14 protein-coding genes and 1 pseudogene are annotated in these 14,824 nt (G+C 71.4%); 10 read left to right on the forward strand and 5 right to left on the reverse strand.

Features of this window, described 5'->3' with window-relative positions; all coding sequences use genetic code 11:
- The first annotated feature begins 99 nt into the window (after positions 1-99).
- The 7 genes from ACIP89_RS09330 to ACIP89_RS09360 all read left to right on the forward strand — a co-directional run bounded on the left by ACIP89_RS09330 (position 100) and on the right by ACIP89_RS09360 (position 7,209).
- Positions 100-1,695: a 4-coumarate--CoA ligase family protein gene (locus tag ACIP89_RS09330; RefSeq protein WP_402113990.1), complete on the forward strand. Its 1,596-nt coding sequence runs from the start codon at positions 100-102 to the stop codon at positions 1,693-1,695.
- Positions 1,696-1,852: 157 nt separating this feature from the next.
- Positions 1,853-3,412 (forward strand): alpha/beta hydrolase, encoded by a 1,560-nt coding sequence (locus ACIP89_RS09335; protein WP_402113992.1) that lies wholly within the window; start codon positions 1,853-1,855, stop codon positions 3,410-3,412.
- Positions 3,409-4,632 carry a serine hydrolase domain-containing protein gene (locus ACIP89_RS09340; RefSeq protein ID WP_402113995.1) on the forward strand — a complete coding sequence of 408 codons (1,224 nt, stop codon included), beginning with the start codon at positions 3,409-3,411 and terminating at the stop codon, positions 4,630-4,632. The genes ACIP89_RS09335 and ACIP89_RS09340 overlap by 4 nt, the downstream gene beginning before the upstream one ends.
- Before the next feature lie 107 nt (positions 4,633-4,739).
- Positions 4,740-5,480, forward strand: a complete 741-nt coding sequence (locus ACIP89_RS09345; protein ID WP_402113996.1) for an enoyl-CoA hydratase family protein — start codon at positions 4,740-4,742, stop codon at positions 5,478-5,480.
- Positions 5,468-6,061, forward strand: coding sequence for a TetR/AcrR family transcriptional regulator (locus tag ACIP89_RS09350; RefSeq protein ID WP_401928783.1), 594 nt, complete (start codon positions 5,468-5,470; stop codon positions 6,059-6,061). Before ACIP89_RS09345 ends, ACIP89_RS09350 begins: the two co-directional genes overlap by 13 nt.
- Positions 6,062-6,186: 125 nt before the next feature.
- Entirely contained in the window at positions 6,187-6,543 is a 357-nt protein-coding gene (locus tag ACIP89_RS09355; RefSeq protein ID WP_401923044.1) for a DoxX family protein, read from the forward strand.
- Between the two features lie 123 nt (positions 6,544-6,666).
- Entirely contained in the window at positions 6,667-7,209 is a 543-nt protein-coding gene (locus ACIP89_RS09360; protein ID WP_401923047.1) for a GNAT family N-acetyltransferase, read from the forward strand.
- A gap of 125 nt (positions 7,210-7,334) precedes the next feature.
- Here ACIP89_RS09360 and ACIP89_RS09365 read toward each other — a convergent pair whose 3' ends face one another.
- Positions 7,335-8,363: a MarR family transcriptional regulator gene (locus ACIP89_RS09365; RefSeq protein WP_402113999.1), complete on the reverse strand. Its 1,029-nt coding sequence runs from the start codon at positions 8,361-8,363 to the stop codon at positions 7,335-7,337.
- A 466-nt stretch (positions 8,364-8,829) separates the two neighbouring features.
- Between ACIP89_RS09365 and ACIP89_RS09370 the strand changes: the two are divergent.
- A pseudogene (locus ACIP89_RS09370) lies at positions 8,830-9,183 on the forward strand (Scr1 family TA system antitoxin-like transcriptional regulator); the annotation flags it as partial.
- A 449-nt stretch (positions 9,184-9,632) separates the two neighbouring features.
- Here ACIP89_RS09370 and ACIP89_RS09375 read toward each other — a convergent pair.
- Both ACIP89_RS09375 and ACIP89_RS09380 read right to left on the reverse strand, forming a co-directional pair.
- Positions 9,633-10,310 (reverse strand): class I SAM-dependent methyltransferase, encoded by a 678-nt coding sequence (locus ACIP89_RS09375; RefSeq protein ID WP_402114001.1) that lies wholly within the window; start codon positions 10,308-10,310, stop codon positions 9,633-9,635.
- Between the two features lie 72 nt (positions 10,311-10,382).
- On the reverse strand, positions 10,383-10,721 hold the full coding sequence (locus ACIP89_RS09380; RefSeq protein WP_402114003.1) for a hypothetical protein: 339 nt from the start codon (positions 10,719-10,721) through the stop codon (positions 10,383-10,385).
- A gap of 226 nt (positions 10,722-10,947) precedes the next feature.
- Between ACIP89_RS09380 and ACIP89_RS09385 the strand changes: the two genes are divergently transcribed.
- Positions 10,948-11,457: a DinB family protein gene (locus ACIP89_RS09385; RefSeq protein ID WP_401923059.1), complete on the forward strand. Its 510-nt coding sequence runs from the start codon at positions 10,948-10,950 to the stop codon at positions 11,455-11,457.
- 326 nt (positions 11,458-11,783) lie between these two features.
- Here ACIP89_RS09385 and ACIP89_RS09390 read toward each other — a convergent pair whose 3' ends face one another.
- Positions 11,784-12,392: an ArsR/SmtB family transcription factor gene (locus ACIP89_RS09390; RefSeq protein ID WP_402114006.1), complete on the reverse strand. Its 609-nt coding sequence runs from the start codon at positions 12,390-12,392 to the stop codon at positions 11,784-11,786.
- Between the two features lie 57 nt (positions 12,393-12,449).
- On the opposite strand from ACIP89_RS09390, the gene ACIP89_RS09395 reads away from it, so the two are divergent.
- Positions 12,450-13,361 carry a S41 family peptidase gene (locus ACIP89_RS09395; protein WP_402114008.1) on the forward strand — a complete coding sequence of 304 codons (912 nt, stop codon included), beginning with the start codon at positions 12,450-12,452 and terminating at the stop codon, positions 13,359-13,361.
- A gap of 52 nt (positions 13,362-13,413) precedes the next feature.
- Here the strand turns inward: ACIP89_RS09395 and ACIP89_RS09400 are convergent, their stop codons facing one another.
- On the reverse strand, positions 13,414-14,490 hold the full coding sequence (locus ACIP89_RS09400) for a lytic polysaccharide monooxygenase (protein ID WP_402114010.1): 1,077 nt from the start codon (positions 14,488-14,490) through the stop codon (positions 13,414-13,416).
- Between the last annotated feature and the right edge of the window lie 334 nt (positions 14,491-14,824).

Consider the following 14,824-nt stretch of genomic DNA (forward strand, 5'->3'; position numbering starts at 1 on the left):
GGGTCCCGGTCCCGGCGTCGCACGTCACCTCGCCACGCGTCGTACGGGGCGGCCCGCCGACGCGGGCGCCCCGCCATCCGCATCGAAGGGACTTCCGTCATGGCGCACGTGTTCCGGAGCGACTACCCCGACGTCCAGCCACTCGACACGGCCATCCACGACGCGGTGCTGGGCCAGGCCGCCGCGGAGTTCGGCGACCGGGTCGCCCTGATCGACGGCACGGACGACAGCAGCCGGCTCACCTACCGGCAGCTCGACTCCTTCCACCGGAAGATCGCCGCCGGGCTGGCCGCCGCCGGACTCGTCAAGGGCGACGTGCTCGCCCTGCACAGCCCGAACACCATCGCCTACCCGGCCGTCTTCTTCGGCGCCACCCGGGCCGGCGCCACCGTCACCACCGCCCACCCGCTCGCCACGGCGGAGGAGTTCGCGGGGCAGCTCCGCGACTCCTCGGCGCGCTGGATCGTCACCGTCTCCCCGCTCCTGAACACCGCCCGCCGCGCGGCCGAACTCGTCGGCGGCATCGAGGAGATCTTCGTCTGCGACCGGGCCGAAGGACACACCTCCGTCCTCGACATGCTCACCACCACCGCCCCCGAACCGATGGTCACCATCGACCCGGCCGAGGACATCGCCGCGCTGCCGTACTCCTCCGGCACCACCGGCGTGCCCAAGGGCGTCATGCTCACCCACCGCTCCATGGCGACCAACCTGGAACAGCTGCGCCCCTTCGTCCCGATGGGCACAGAGGCCCGCATCCTGGCCGTGCTCCCCTTCTTCCACATCTACGGGCTCACCGCCCTGATGAACGCACCGCTGCGGACCGGTGCCACCGTCGTCGTCCTGCCGCGCTTCGACCTCCCCCAGTTCCTCACCGCGATCGAGACACACCGCATCACCGGCCTCTACGTGGCCCCGCCGATCGTGCTGGCCCTCGCGAAGCACCCGGTCGTCGACCGGTACGACCTGTCCTCGATCGAGTACATCGTCAGCTCCGCCGCCCCGCTCGACGCCGAACTCGCCGCCGCCTGCTCCCGCCGGCTGGGCCTGCCGCCCCTGCGCCAGGCGTACGGGATGACGGAGCTGTCGCCCGGCACCCACGTCGTCCCGCTGGCGGCGCAGAACCCGCCGCCCGGGGCCGTCGGCACCCTGCTGCCCAACACCGAGATGCGCATCGTCTCCATCGACGCCCCCGGCGAGGACGCCGGAACCGGCACCGACGGCGAGATCCTGATCCGCGGCCCGCAGGTGATGAAGGGCTACCTCGGCCGCCCGGACGCCACCGCCGCGATGATCGACGCCGACGGCTGGCTGCACACCGGGGACATCGGCCGGGTGGACGAGGACGGCTGGCTGTTCGTCGTCGACCGGGTCAAGGAACTCATCAAGTACAAGGGCTACCAGGTCGCCCCCGCCGAGCTCGAAGCGCTGCTGCTCGGCCACGCATCCATAGCCGACGCCGCCGTCATCGGCGTGTACGACGCCGACGGCAACGAGGTGCCCAAGGCCTTCGTGGTCCGCCGGCCGGCCGTCGCCCCCGCCGACCTCACGGCGGATGACGTCATGGCGTACGTCACCGAGCGCGTCGCCCCGTACAAGAAGATCCGGCAGGTCGAGTTCATCGACGCCGTACCGCGCGCCGTGTCCGGCAAGATCCTGCGCCGCGAACTGCGCGACCGGGAGAAGCGGCGGTGAGGTGCCGCCGGACGGCCGCCTTCCCCCGCAACTCGCCGCTCCCACAGCCCTGTCAGGGGGTTTTCCCCAGGTTCGGTCCACCGGGTGACCCGGTGTTCCGGGGCCACCCGGGCCCCTAGCGTCGTGCGCGTACCTCATCTCCGATCCGAGGAGCACGATGCGCGTCGTCCGTCCGGTCACCGCTGGTCTCGCCCTGGCCCTCGTACTCGCGGGCGGGGTGCCCGCGTCGGCGTCCCCCGGTCCGCCACCCGCCTCCGCCGGGTCGTCCCGTCACCCGCTCGTCTGGGGCTCCTGTTCACCGCAGCAGGAGGAGCTGCGGGCCGCGGGCGCGCGTTGTACCCGGGTGACCGTGCCACTCGACTACGCGGACCCCGGAGGCCCGACGATCGAGATCGCCGTCTCACGGATCGCCGCGAAGGGAAAGCGCGGGCAGCGCCGGGGCATCCTGCTGTCCAATCCGGGCGGCCCCGGCGGCACGGGCCTGGCCAACACATTGCGGCTGCGGCCCGCGTTGAAGGACGCGGCAGACCGGTACGACCTGATCGGCTTCGACCCGCGCTTCCTGGGCGAGTCCACTCCCGTCACCTGCGATCCCGCGGCCCCGGCGCCCGCTCCCGGCCCCACCACGACCCGCCGTGCGGACTTCGAACGGTCGGTGCGCGACGCCCGCGACACCGCACGCCGCTGCCAGGAGCACGGCGACAACGCCCGGCTCCTGCCGCACGCCACGTCCCGGAACGTCGCCCGCGACATGGACGCGATCCGCGCGGCCCTGGGCGCGCCCAGGCTCTCGTACTACGGCGTCTCGTACGGCGCCGACCTGGGCGCCGTCTACACCCAGATGTTCCCCCGCCGGGCCGGCCGGATCGTCCTCGATTCGTCCACGGACCCCACCGCCTCCCAGTACGAGCTGTTCCAGCGGGCGGGCCGGCCCCTCGAAGAGTCACTGGACGAGTGGGCCGGATGGGCCGCCGGGCACGATGCGGCCTACCACCTCGGCCGGACGCCCGCCCGCGTCCGGGAGAGCGTCCAGACGCTGCTCGACGGGGCCGAGCGGCGCCCGGTCACCGTCTCCGGCGTCCGCCTGGACGCGGGGACTCTGCGGCTCGTGCTGCGGCAGTTCATCCAGCACACGGAGTTCGACCCGGCGCTCGCCTCCACCGTGCACGACCTGGTCGATGCCGCCGCGGGCCGGCCGGTCGAGCCCGGACCCGAACTGGCCTCGATGCTGGAACTGCTGACCTCCCCCGAACTGGCGGACAGCATGGTGGGCGGGGCGCTCTTCATGTGCGGAGACAGCGGCTGGCCCGCCGGGGGCTGGCCGGGGAACCCGGAGACGTACTGGCGGAACATGGAACGCAGCCGCGTGAGCCAGCCCGTCTTCGGCCCGTTCGTCAACGGGATGGTGGCGCCCTGCGCGTTCTGGCCGAGCACGTCCCGCGAGCCCGCGACGGTGATCGGCAACCATGTCCCGCTGCTGATGCTCCAGGCGCGACGCGACAACAACGTCCCGTACGAGGGGGCGCTGGCCCTGCACAGCCGCCTGACCGGCTCACGCCTGGTGACGGCGGACATCCGGTCGCACGGGGTGTTCGGGCTCGGGCTGGACGGCCTCACCCCGGTGCCCTGCGCCGACCGGGCCGTCGTCGGCTACCTGCGGGACGGCACGCTCCCCGCCGCCGACCTGAACTGCCGGGGTACGGAGGAGGCCCGGTGATCAGCCGACGCACAGGACTGGCGACCGCGGCCGCGACCCTGCTCACCGCCGCGGCCGCCGCCCCGCGCACCCACCCCGCCGCCGTACCGCACGGGTCCACCGGACCGCACGGGTCCACCCGGTCACGCGCCCGCCTCCAGCGCGATGCGGACGCGGTCCTGGCCACCGGCGCCACCGGTGTGCTGGCCGAGGTGCAGACCGCCGGCGGCCGGACGACGGCCCGTGCGGGCCGCGCCGACGGGTCCGGCCCGCTCCACCCCGTCCCCTGGGACGCCTACTACCGGATCGGCAGCGACACCAAGACCTTCACGGCCGTGCTCGTCCTCCAACTGGCCGGCGAAGGGCGGCTCTCGCTCACCGACACGGTCGAGCGCTGGCTGCCCGGCGCGGTGCGGGGCAACGGGAACGACGGTCGCAGGATCACGGTCGCCAATCTGCTGCGCCAGACCAGTGGACTGAACGACTACCTCGCCGTATCCCCCGACTCGGCCGACGCGTTCACCCCGGCCGGGTACCGCCGCTCGCGCTTCCGCAGCACGGCCCCCGAGGACCAGCTGAAGGCCGCCCTGACCCGGCCCCCGCTCTGGCTGCCGGATGCCGGACACCCCGAACGCGAGACCCGCTGGGGCTACTCCAACACCAACTACGTGCTGGCCGGCCTGATCGTCGAACGGGTGACGGGCCACTCCTGGGAACAGGAGATCCACGACCGGCTCATCGGACCACTGGGCCTGGGCCACACGTTCACCCCGGGCACCTCGCCCTACGTCCCGGCACCCACGGCCACCGCGTACACCTGGTTCCCCGACGTGGACCGGCCGACCGACACGACGATTGCCTCCGTCGCCTGGGCGGACGGCTCGCTCATCAGCACCACCCACGACCACGGCGTCTTCCTGCGTGCGCTCATGAGCGGCCGGCTGCTGCGTCCGGCCCAGCTCGCCGCGATGAAGGAGACGGTGGCGGCCGACGACTGGATCACGGCACCGGGCGTCCGCTACGGCCTGGGGATCGCCTGGCGGCCGGTGGCCGGGAACCGCGACGGGATCTGGTTCCACGGCGGTACCCATCTCGGGATCGTCTCCGAGAGCGGGGTGACACCGGACGGCGCACGGGCCGCGACCAGCGCGACCTTCACCCTGCGGATGGGCGACCCGGCACAGGACGCGCAGGATGCCGCCGGGCGGCGGCTCGTCGAGAGGGCGCTGACGGGTCGGTGATCCCTCCCCTCCCACCCAAATCATGCAAGCGTGCTTGATTGTTCTTCGTCCTGCTGCCACGCTCGACCCGACGGTCCGCCGCGGCCCGGCAGAAGGAGGGCAACCCGATGAGCCAGCTCGCCGCCCCCGCCCACGAGCGGGGGATCGCCACCCTCACCCTGGACTCCCCGGCCAACCGCAACGCTCTGAGCGCGGGGCTGGTCGGGGAGCTGGCGGAGGCGCTGGGAGCCTGTGCCGACGACGACACCGTGCGGGCCGTCGTCCTCACCCACACCGGCAACACCTTCTGCGCGGGCGCCGACCTGACCGCCCCCGCGGACCCGGCGGCCTTCGTCGCGCTGATGCGGCAGATCGTCGCGCTGCCCAAACCGGTGGTGGCCCGGGTCACCGGCCACGTCCGGGCGGGCGGGCTCGGGCTGCTCGGCGCCTGCGACATCTCGGCGGCCGGTCCCGCCGCCTCCTTCGCGCTCACCGAATCCCGTCTCGGCCTCGCCCCGGCCGTCATCTCGATGCCCCTGCTGCCGCGCATCGACCCGCGCGCCGCCGCCCGTTACTACCTCACCGGCGAACGCTTCGACGCCACGGAGGCCGCCCGGATCTCCCTCATCACGCTGGCCGCCGACGAGGACGTGGACGAGGCGCTGGCCCCCGTACTCGACGGACTGCGCCGGGCCGCACCGCAGGGGCTGCGGGCATCGAAGGAGCTGGTCGCGGCTAGTGTGCTGGAGAGTTTCGACCAGCACGCGGAAGACCTCATCGCCCGCTCCGCGGCCCTCTTCGCCTCCGAGGAGGCCCGCGAGGGGATGACGGCCTTCCTCGAACGACGGGATCCCGCATGGGTGTGGTGACGCAGGGCAGGAGCCCCGGCCCCAAGCAGGACCGCAGCCGGGCCACCCGCATGCGGCTCCTGGAAGCCGCGGTGTCCTGCCTGGCCGAGCACGGTTGGGCGGGCTCCACCGTCTCGGTCGTCGCGGAACGCGCCGGGGTCTCGCGCGGCGCCGCCCAGCACCACTTCCCCACCCGCGAGGACCTGTTCACCGCGGCCGTCGAGTACGTGGCGGAGGAACGCTCCGCCGCCCTGCGGGCCCTGCCCGACCAGGACCGCGCGGCAGTCGTCGCCGCCCTCGTGGACCTCTACACCGGGCCGCTCTTCCGCGCCGCCCTCCAGCTCTGGGTCGCCGCCTCCAACGAGGAGCAGCTCCGCCCGCGCGTCACCGAGCTGGAAGCCCGCGTCGGCCGCGAGACCCACCGGATCGCCGTCGGCCTCCTGCACGCCGACGAGCACCGCCCCGGCGTACGCGAAACGGTCCAGGGGCTCCTGGACATGGCACGCGGTCTGGGCCTGGCCAACGTCCTCACCGACGACACGGCCCGCCGCCGCCGAGTGGTGACGCAGTGGGCGGCGATGATCGAGGACGCGCTGGGCTGATCGGGGCGCGGCACCGCCCGTCCGGCGGCGATGTCACAACTGGGGCCACCCGTTTCGTCGTTCAGGGAAACGGCCTCCCGCGAGGGAGCGCCGGGCAACGCGCTACCCCTTGAATCGGAGAAATCGTGTCCGCTGCATACCTCACCCTCACCATCCTCGGCGTGGTCTTCAACGGTGCCGCCGCCGTCACCTATCTGATCGGACACGACTACCCCAAGACCCAGGCGGACATGAAGGGCATCGACCGCAAGTGGGTGCCGGTGCTGGGGTCGCTGCTCGCGGCGGGCACGGTGGGGCTGCTGGCCGGACTCGCCGTCCCGGTCCTGGGCACCCTGGCCGCCGTCGGCCTCATCCTCTACTTCATCGGCGCGATCATCGCCCACCTGCGGGTGGGCTCCCGCAACATCGTGGGCGGCATCGTGTTCCTCGCCACGGCGGCGGCCGTCCTGGTGCTGGGAATGCTCGACCACGGCGCCTGGTAGCGGGGGGCGGGGTGCTCGGTCACGGTGCCTGGTAGCGGGGGCCGGGATGCTCGGTCACGGTGCCTGGTAGGGACGGGCCCGGATATCCTGCTCGGTCCCGACAGGCCAGGGAGGCCCCGCGTCATGAGCAGCACCACGTCACCCTTCCCCGACCGGATCGAGCTCACGGGGGAGGGCCTCGTCCTGCGCGACTGGACGGAGGCCGACCTGGCCGCGATGCCGGATCTGTTCGACCACGCCGACGTCGCGCACTGGACCCCGATCGTCTCGCCCTTCGACGAGAAGGCCGCCCGGTCCCGCCTGGACAAGGCCCGGCACCTGCGGAAGGAGGGCTCGACCATCCTGCTCGCGATCACCGTGGACGGCGGCGCCCCGCTCGGCGAGGTGATGCTGCGCCGCGCTCCCGAGGGCACGGAGCTGGGCTACGCCGTCGGCCCCGCCCACCGCGGCCACGGCCTGGCCGCACGGGCGGTACGCCTGATGGCCGGGTACGCCTTCGAGGAGCTGGGCGCGGACCAGGTGATCCTGGAGCTGGAGGCCGAGAACGCCGCCAGCGTCGGGGTGGCCACCCGGGCGGGCTTCAGCCTGCTCGACGTCCCGCTGATCGAGGGCGAGGAGAAGGGCAGGCCCTACGTCCTCCAGACGTGGGGCCTGGACCGGCCCTGAGAACTCCCCATCGCGCGACGGGCCGGCCAGGCGTCGTAGAAAGCGTTCGAGGTCGCGCTTCCTCTCTCGGCCGGGGGCGGCCCGCAGGGCCGTTGACCTCATTTTCGGGCTCAGCCCGCACGGACTCAGGGCGCCTTGAGGAGGTCGCGGAGACCGGCGACGAGTTGGGTGACGTCGCGGTCGGCGGGCGGGGCGGACGCCGGAGCGGCGGAAGCTGTTACGGCCTGACGGCAGGGTCGGCAGAGGCCGTCCGGGAGGGCTTCGGGGCGGCCGGGGGTGCCGCACTCGGTGCACTCCATCATCACGCGCTGGACCGGGGTCCCGGCGGGTCGCGGTGTGGGGGCGGTGGGGAGCGCGGGCGGGATCTTGTCGGTGAGGCGGTGACGGACGAGCCCGACCGGTGAATCGACCCGGGCGGGGAGTCCCGCGGTGAGCGCGCCGGTCAGGTAGTCGGCGTCCACGCCGCGTGCGAACCACCGCGCGGCCAGGGCTTCCAGGGCCGCGCAGTCGGCGGCGGAGAGCGCGATGCGCGCGTCGACCAGCCCGAGGCCGGCCAGCGCGAGGTAGGCGGGGGAGGAGGCGGGACTCTCCGGCTGCGGTTCCGGTACCGGCGCGGGCGGCGCTTCCCGCACCGGAACGGGTACGGGCTTCCGCACCGGCTCGGGTACGGGGGCGGGCTTCCGCACCGGCTCGGGTACGGGTACGGGCTCCCGCACCGGATCGGGTACGGGGGCGGGATCGGGCTTCCGCACCGGCGCGGGGGCGAGGTGGGCCGCCCACCACTCGCTGTCGTGGGCGGTCCGCGACCAGTAGGTCCTGAACACCCACCGCACCTCGTCGCCGTCACCGACCGCGCACCGCACCCGCCGCAGGTGCCCGGCGACCGACAGCGCGGTCAGCGCGGAGCTGACGGCCTGCTGGCCGTAGAGCGGGAGCTGCTTGGCGAGGCACTTCACGCTCATCGCGGCGCCCTCGGGCAGCCGCTCGATGAACCCGGCGACATACCGCTCGCGAAAGGGCAGCAGCGCGAAGTCATCGGCTTGGGGCGGGCGTTGGTCCGGCGCGGTTCGCTTGCCGTAACCGGGATGGGCCATCGGGTACGGGGGCGACACTGCGGACGCGGACAGGGCGGGACTAAAATTCTGATCAGCCACGGGATCGGTGCTTTCGATCTTGAGGTCAGACCCCGGCCGGTGTTGGAACACCGCGTCGGGGTCACTTCGTTCTCGCACCGTAGACAGTCGCGACACAGCGTCGCAAGCTGTCACCATTAGTCATACTTGCGGTCCGTGACGGGTCAGGGAGGTCGGGAGGTTTTCCCAACCACCCTTCTTTCCCCACCGGTTATAAGAAGGCGCTCGAACCTCGTGGCTCGTGGCTCGGAGTTCGAATCCCGAGCATCGAGCTCCGGGCCCGCCCCGCCCCTTCGTACGCTCGAACGAGTGAACCACCCCTCCTGGAGCCCGGAGCTCGACTCCCGAGCTGCGAGTTTCGAGCCAGGAGCCTGGCCGCACCCGTACAGATTCTCTGTACGGGTGCGGCGTGGCGTGGATCACGGACATGGGTGGGATTGAGGGCCGTATGCACCTCAGGAATCGACAGCGCAAGAACGCGTCGGCCATGAAGCTCGTGGGCAAACTGCTCGCACGTTTCCGCATCGCGACCGGACTGACGCAAACTCAACTCGCGGATTCGGCGCGGGTGCAGGTGGAGACGGTCGCCTCCATTGAGCAGGGCCGCCGCTCGCTCCTCCCGGACCTGGCGGAGCGGCCGGACGAGCTGCTGGAGACGAAGGGCGCGCTGGCCACGGCGGTGGAGTACATGCCGGAGGTCGATCTCGTACCCGCCTGGGCCGAGCAGTACATGGACCTGGAACGGACGGCGCTGGCCCTCTCCTGGTACGACAACCAGGTACTGCCCGGACTCCTCCAGACCGAGGCCTACGCACGGGCCGTGTTCCGCAACAGGGTGCCCGCGTTGAAAGCTCCCGGCTGCGCCCTCTGGCGACCCCGGTCCCAGCTCGACGCGGCCCTGTCGGCCATGAGCGGGCAACTGACGCCGGAGACGCTGACCCGCTTGCTGCTATGAGGGCAGCCGCCCGCACTGCCGTGGAGGAGTCCCGCCGTGCCTGAGACCCTGTATGACGGCCAACGTCGATGGGCCGACAGGCTTCCGCCCGTGAGCGATGAACTCACTGAAGGAGTATGTGTTGGCCGACGAAGAGGGTTGGAAGGCCGGTGCGCATCCGTTGTGACCGCTCTTCATGGAGCTGTTCCGTGCTGAGGCGCGCAGCGATCCCGACCCGGCCGCCCTGGGGATCGTCTGCGGTTGCCCGGAACGCTTCCGACCACCGCTCCCGGCGGCTTCCCCGACCGGGTGGCCGCTGGGGACTCCCTCGGTTTCCGGCTGATGCAACCGGCTTCCTAGTCTCCTCGGGCCCCCCGCACGAGCAGCGTGCCCGTGCGTCGGGTTCCCGGGGGTGGAGCGATGACGGAGGCCGATACGTCCACGTATCCGTACTCCTTGAGGATCAGCACCCAGAGATCCGGTTCGTAGTCCCACCGTTTGACGACAGCGGGGTCTTCGTCGGGCCCGCGAGGGATGTACGACGCCTGGCAGCCGTAGCACCCCTCGATCGGGGGGCGCTGGGACATGGCGAACACGCCGCCGGGCTTGAGGTTCGCATGGATGATCGGCAGCAGTAGGCCAGGATCCGAGAACCAGCCCGCGCCGAAGACGCTGTAGATCGCATCGAAGACCGTATAGGTCTCTCCCAGATAAGTGAGCGCGTCGCCCTGGTGCAGCTCCAGCCCGTCCACTTCCGGCCATCGGTCCCGCGCCTTCGCGAGCTGCTTGGAGGAGAGGTCGATTCCCACCGCCCGCATGCCGAGGCCGGCGAGGTGCGCCGCGTTCCCGCCTGCGCCACAGCCGAGGTCAAGCGCGGTCCCACCCGGCTCCAGGGCAAGTACCTCGGCCCCGGGGCCGTGGTCGGCGTACTGAGTCCAGTTGAACCACGTGGACTCACCAAGGGCGTTGGTGGGGCGCCTCTGGGGCTTGGTCTGCGCGTACTCATCCCAGGCGGCGCTACGGGTGTCAGACACTTCGCTTCCGTTCTCGTTCGCGGGCGCAGCCGCCCGGTGAGGGGAACCGGGCGGCTGGCCGATTGGGTGGAGCTATTTCCCGCCGACGGGGCTGTCGGTGCAACCAGCGTGGCACTGCGAGCAGTCCGCCGCGCCCTCGTTGGGCCAGAACTCGGAGTCGACGGTGAACCCGGCCGCACGGATGGCAGACGTGGTCAGGGCCATGGCGGAGCGGCCGGCCTCGGGGTCCGATCCGCTCTCGTCCTCGTCGGGGACGTGGTGGATGTAGTCCACGCCGAGGGACCTGGAGAAGGCGACGTAGGGCACGGTGCGCTGCACGAAGGCGTGCCAGAACAGGTCCACCCGAAGGGACGGGGTGAGCGGCTCCTCGCTCCGGGTGCTGATGGTCAGGAAGGCCACCGTCTGGTTCACACCGCGCTCGCCGAGGTCGTCGGTGAGGTCGGGCCAGGTCTTGCGTACGTCATGGGAAGGTCGCTGGAAGTCGCCGTCGAATCAGCTTGCTGCCGAACGGAATAGCCCACCGTGAGTCTCGGCTGAGAGCCGACGCCGCGCACCCTCGGCCTTGATCCTTCGTACGGTGCAGTCGACGGGATCAGATACTGGCCCTCAACGCAGGCACGGATGAGGAGCACGGCCAATGACCAGCGACAGCCGTATAGGACCGCCCAGTTTCGGCAGCGAACGCGACATGCTGCGGGCTTTTCTCGACTACCACCGCGCAACCCTCGCCATGAAGTGCGAAGGGCTCACCGACGAGCAGCTGCGGCAGCAGTCGATGCCGCCGTCCACGCTTTCGCTGCTCGGTCTGGTGCGGCACATGGCGGAGGTGGAGCGGGCTTGGTTCCGGCGGGTGTTCGAGGACAACGACGCGCCCATGGTCTGGTCCGACAAGATCGACTTTCAGGCGGCGTACGACGCGAGCGCGTCGACCAGGGACGAGGCGTTCCTGGCCTGGGACGCCGAGGTGCAGAACTCGCGGCGTGTCGAGCGGGAGGCCGAGTCCCTGGACCGGGCCGGGTATCAGCCGCGATGGGGCGAGGAGGTGTCGCTGCGGATGGTGATGGTGCACGTGCTTCTGGAGTACGGCCGCCACAACGGGCACGCGGACTTTCTGCGTGAAGGCGTCGACGGGTCCGTGGGTGCCTGAGTCCGCGCGAGCCATCGGTCTCCGCATACTGATCCGTTCCGGATCATCGCCTGCGGGGCTGGCAGGGGGCAGTTCGACATCCTTGTGTGACGCCCCTGTTCGGCCTGCTCGGCCTGCTCGGCCTGCTCGGCCTGCTCGGCCTGCTCGGCCTGCTCGGCCTGCTCGGCCTGCTCGGCCTGCTCGACCTGCTCGCCGTCGAACCGGAACTGGCCGACGCCCGGACCGGGCGGACGCTGATCGGCGACAAGGACTACTTCGGCCGCGCCTTGGAGCACCGGTTGGCCGAACGGGACAGCAGGCGGCGTGATCTCCCACGTCGTGATCATCTAGGCGGACGTGCGGGTGGTCCCGGTCGGCGGAGCCTGCTGGTAGAGCACCACCAACGCACCGTGCACGGGCTGTTCCTCCCTGAACTCGCCGCCCTCCCTGACCTCCCCGCTGTCCGCCCCGTTCTCCGCCCCGTCCTGCTCCCCGTCCTCCTCGGCGTCGTCGACCAACGCGGCGAGGGCCTCTCCGAGTCGCTTCGCCCTCGCGGGGCTGAGGCGCAGGTGGCGCAGGGTCAGGTGGGGTTCGACGGGGGCGCGGTCCAGCTCCTGGGCGACGGCGGCGAGCATCGCGGCGGTGCCGGCGGCCTGCGGTTCGGCGACGACCATGTGGCGAGCCGTGCGCTGGTAGTACTGCTCGGTGCCGCCGCGGACCTGGCGGGTCTGCGCGACGTGGATCAGCCCGGCTTCGCGGAGCACCTTGAGGTGGTGGGCGACGTTGCCCTTCTTCGCGTCGAGCTGCGCCGCGAGCCGGCTGACGGTGGCGGGCCGGTGGCCCAGGGCGAAGAGCAGGCGCTGCCGCAACGGGTGGGCCAGCGCCGCGAACTGCTCGGGCGCGCCGATCTCCAGGACGTCCTCGGGGGGCTGGGAGTGGGAAGGCTGATCGCGCATACCGAAAGTGTCTAAAGTCTTTGACGCTTTCGCAAGTGGGATGCTGTACTCCCTGCCATGACGACACCGACGAAGCTCCAGCCCGCCCCCGTCATCGACCAGACGGTCCGGCTCCTGACCGAGCGCTACGTCTTCCCCGACGCGGCCGAACAGATATCCGGACTGCTCCAACAGCGCCTGTCCGAGGGCTCCTACGACGTCGAGGAGGCCGAGGAGCTGGCCCGGCTGGTCACCGCGGACCTCCAGTCCGTCAACGGCGACCGGCATCTGAGGCTGAAGCACCACGCGGAGCCGGTGCCGCCGAAGGAGGGGGCGGCCACCCTGGAGTCCATCCGCCGGGACTTCGACACCTCGCTGGGCGGCGCGCCCCGGGTGCAGCTGCTCGACGGAGGGGTCGCCGTGGTGGAGCTGGCGCCGATGCTGTTCCCGCTGGAGTGGGCCGCGGAGCCGCTGAGCGCCGCCCTCACCCTGGTCTCCCGCGCCGAGGCGCTGATCGTGGACCTGCGCGGCAACCGGGGCGGCGACCCGGACACGGTCGCCTTCGTCTGCGGCTACCTGCTGGACGAGCGCACGCACCTCAACACCATGTACTGGCGCGGCGGCGAGCGCAGCGAGCAGTCCTGGAGCCCTCCGCACGTTCCCGGCGCCCGCTTCGGCGGCACGAAGCCGCTGTACGTGCTGACCGGCGAGAGCACCTTCTCGGCGGCCGAGGAGCTGGCGTACGACCTCCAGCAGCTCGGCCGCGCCGTGGTCGTCGGCGAGAGCACCCGGGGCGGCGCGCACCCGTGCCAGGGCTGGACCGTGCACCCGCACCTGGAGGCCACCGTTCCTTTCGGCCGCGCCATCAACCCCGTCTCCGGTACGAACTGGGAGGGCGTCGGTGTGCGGCCGGACGTCCCCTGCGCCGCTGCCGACTCCCTCGGCCAGGCACACACGCTGGCCCTCGACCGACTGGCGGGCCGGCCGTAGCACGGTGCCGACTGCGCGCACTGCGGGCGACGGCACCGTGTTACGGGAGATGTCAGCCGACGCAACTGATCGTGCCGGCCGGGAAGTTGTTTCCGGTCGAGGTGGCGGTGAAGCCGAAGCTGACGCTGTCGTCGGGGGCGATGGTCCGGTTGTAGTCAAGGTTCTTGACCGTGACCGTGCCATCGGAGGCGGTGCTCAGCGCACCGTTCCAGACGCTGCTCAGCTCTGTGCCGACGCCCGGTTTCCACGCCGCGGCCCAGCCGCTGAGCGGAGCCGTGCCGTGGTTCATGACCTCCACGCTGCCCTGGAAGCCGCCGTTCCAGGCGGAGGTCACGGTGTAGACCGCCATGCACTCCCCGGTGTGCGGGTCCGTCGGAGTAGGTGTGGGGGTCGGCGTGGGAGTGGTGCCGGACCCCCCGATCCCGGTCACTTCGCCGTTGCCACCGTCGAAGGCGATGTCGGAGCAGGAGAAGAAGTTCTCCTGGCTGTCCGACCGTACCCACTGGATGAACAGCAGCGCGTTGCCCGAGCGGCCCGATGGCAGCTGCAGGTCCCAGTTGTACGAACCGCCGTCAGTGCCCGGGGAACCCGTCTGCGACGGGTTGGTGACCGTCTGGATCAGGTCCAGGTCGTCCCAGCCCAGCGCGGTGGTGGGTGAATAGCCCGGCTTGGACAAGTACACCCTGAAGTCTCCTGGGTGGGCCGCCCAGTTGCTGTACCGGACCGTCATGGTCGAGCCGGAGGTGAGGTGCGTGCGCGGCCAGTCGTCCCGGGCGGCGTTGTAGCCGGTGAAGTTGTACGGGGAGCGGTCGCCGGCGCTGCACAGCTTTCCGTCCGGCACGTAACCCTCGCCGCGTCCGCCCGCGTTCGAGTCGAGCACCGCGAACCAGTTGTACAGCGCCGAGGCGCCGCTCTCGGCGAGCGCGGCCCGGCACGCCGGGTTCGACGGGTCCATCCCGCCCGTGCTGGTGTGGCCGTCCACGTAGCAGAGGTAGGTGCGCGAACCGGGCATCATCGCCACGCCGTGCGCTTCCGCTTGGCCCTGGCCGACCAGGGCCAGGCCGAGGCCACCCAGCAGAGCCGCCAGCACGGCCACTAAGGAAACCAGTCGTTTTCTGCTTCCGATCATGCTTTGAACCATGATTCTCCTGCGCTCTCTTGTGAGGGGTCGTGCCTGGTCGGGGTGGAACGCCGCCCGGCCGGTTGCGCGTACGGCCCCGGCGTACGGGCGCGGGACCGTGCGGCGCGGTGACGGTCGCATGGCGCCCCCTTCGAAGAGGCAACCGTGACTCGCGCACGGAAGGTGAGCGAGCTTCCGCATACTCTGTGGGAGCGCTCCCAAATGAAGTGTTGGGACGGGACTGTAGGAGCGCTCCCACCCTCTGGCAACCCCGGCGGACGCACATTGTCCGGTCTCTTTCGAAGTGTCTGCCGGGCGCAGGTGTGTCCGTCTTGATCCACGT

It is taken from the genome of Streptomyces sp. NPDC088730 (assembly GCF_044751215.1).
Taxonomy (GTDB): domain Bacteria; phylum Actinomycetota; class Actinomycetes; order Streptomycetales; family Streptomycetaceae; genus Streptomyces.

Bases quoted from the DNA above. Each gene is read 5' to 3' on its own strand.
- ACIP89_RS09400 (WP_402114010.1), bottom strand. From the start codon at position 14,490: ATGATCGGAAGCAGAAAACGACTGGTTTCCTTAGTGGCCGTGCTGGCG.
- ACIP89_RS09335 (WP_402113992.1), top strand. From the start codon at position 1,853: ATGCGCGTCGTCCGTCCGGTCACCGCTGGTCTCGCCCTGGCCCTCGTA.
- ACIP89_RS09345 (WP_402113996.1), top strand. From the start codon at position 4,740: ATGAGCCAGCTCGCCGCCCCCGCCCACGAGCGGGGGATCGCCACCCTC.
- ACIP89_RS09385 (WP_401923059.1), top strand. From the start codon at position 10,948: ATGACCAGCGACAGCCGTATAGGACCGCCCAGTTTCGGCAGCGAACGC.
- ACIP89_RS09330 (WP_402113990.1), top strand. From the start codon at position 100: ATGGCGCACGTGTTCCGGAGCGACTACCCCGACGTCCAGCCACTCGAC.
- ACIP89_RS09390 (WP_402114006.1), bottom strand. From the start codon at position 12,392: ATGCGCGATCAGCCTTCCCACTCCCAGCCCCCCGAGGACGTCCTGGAG.
- ACIP89_RS09395 (WP_402114008.1), top strand. From the start codon at position 12,450: ATGACGACACCGACGAAGCTCCAGCCCGCCCCCGTCATCGACCAGACG.
- ACIP89_RS09360 (WP_401923047.1), top strand. From the start codon at position 6,667: ATGAGCAGCACCACGTCACCCTTCCCCGACCGGATCGAGCTCACGGGG.
- ACIP89_RS09350 (WP_401928783.1), top strand. From the start codon at position 5,468: ATGGGTGTGGTGACGCAGGGCAGGAGCCCCGGCCCCAAGCAGGACCGC.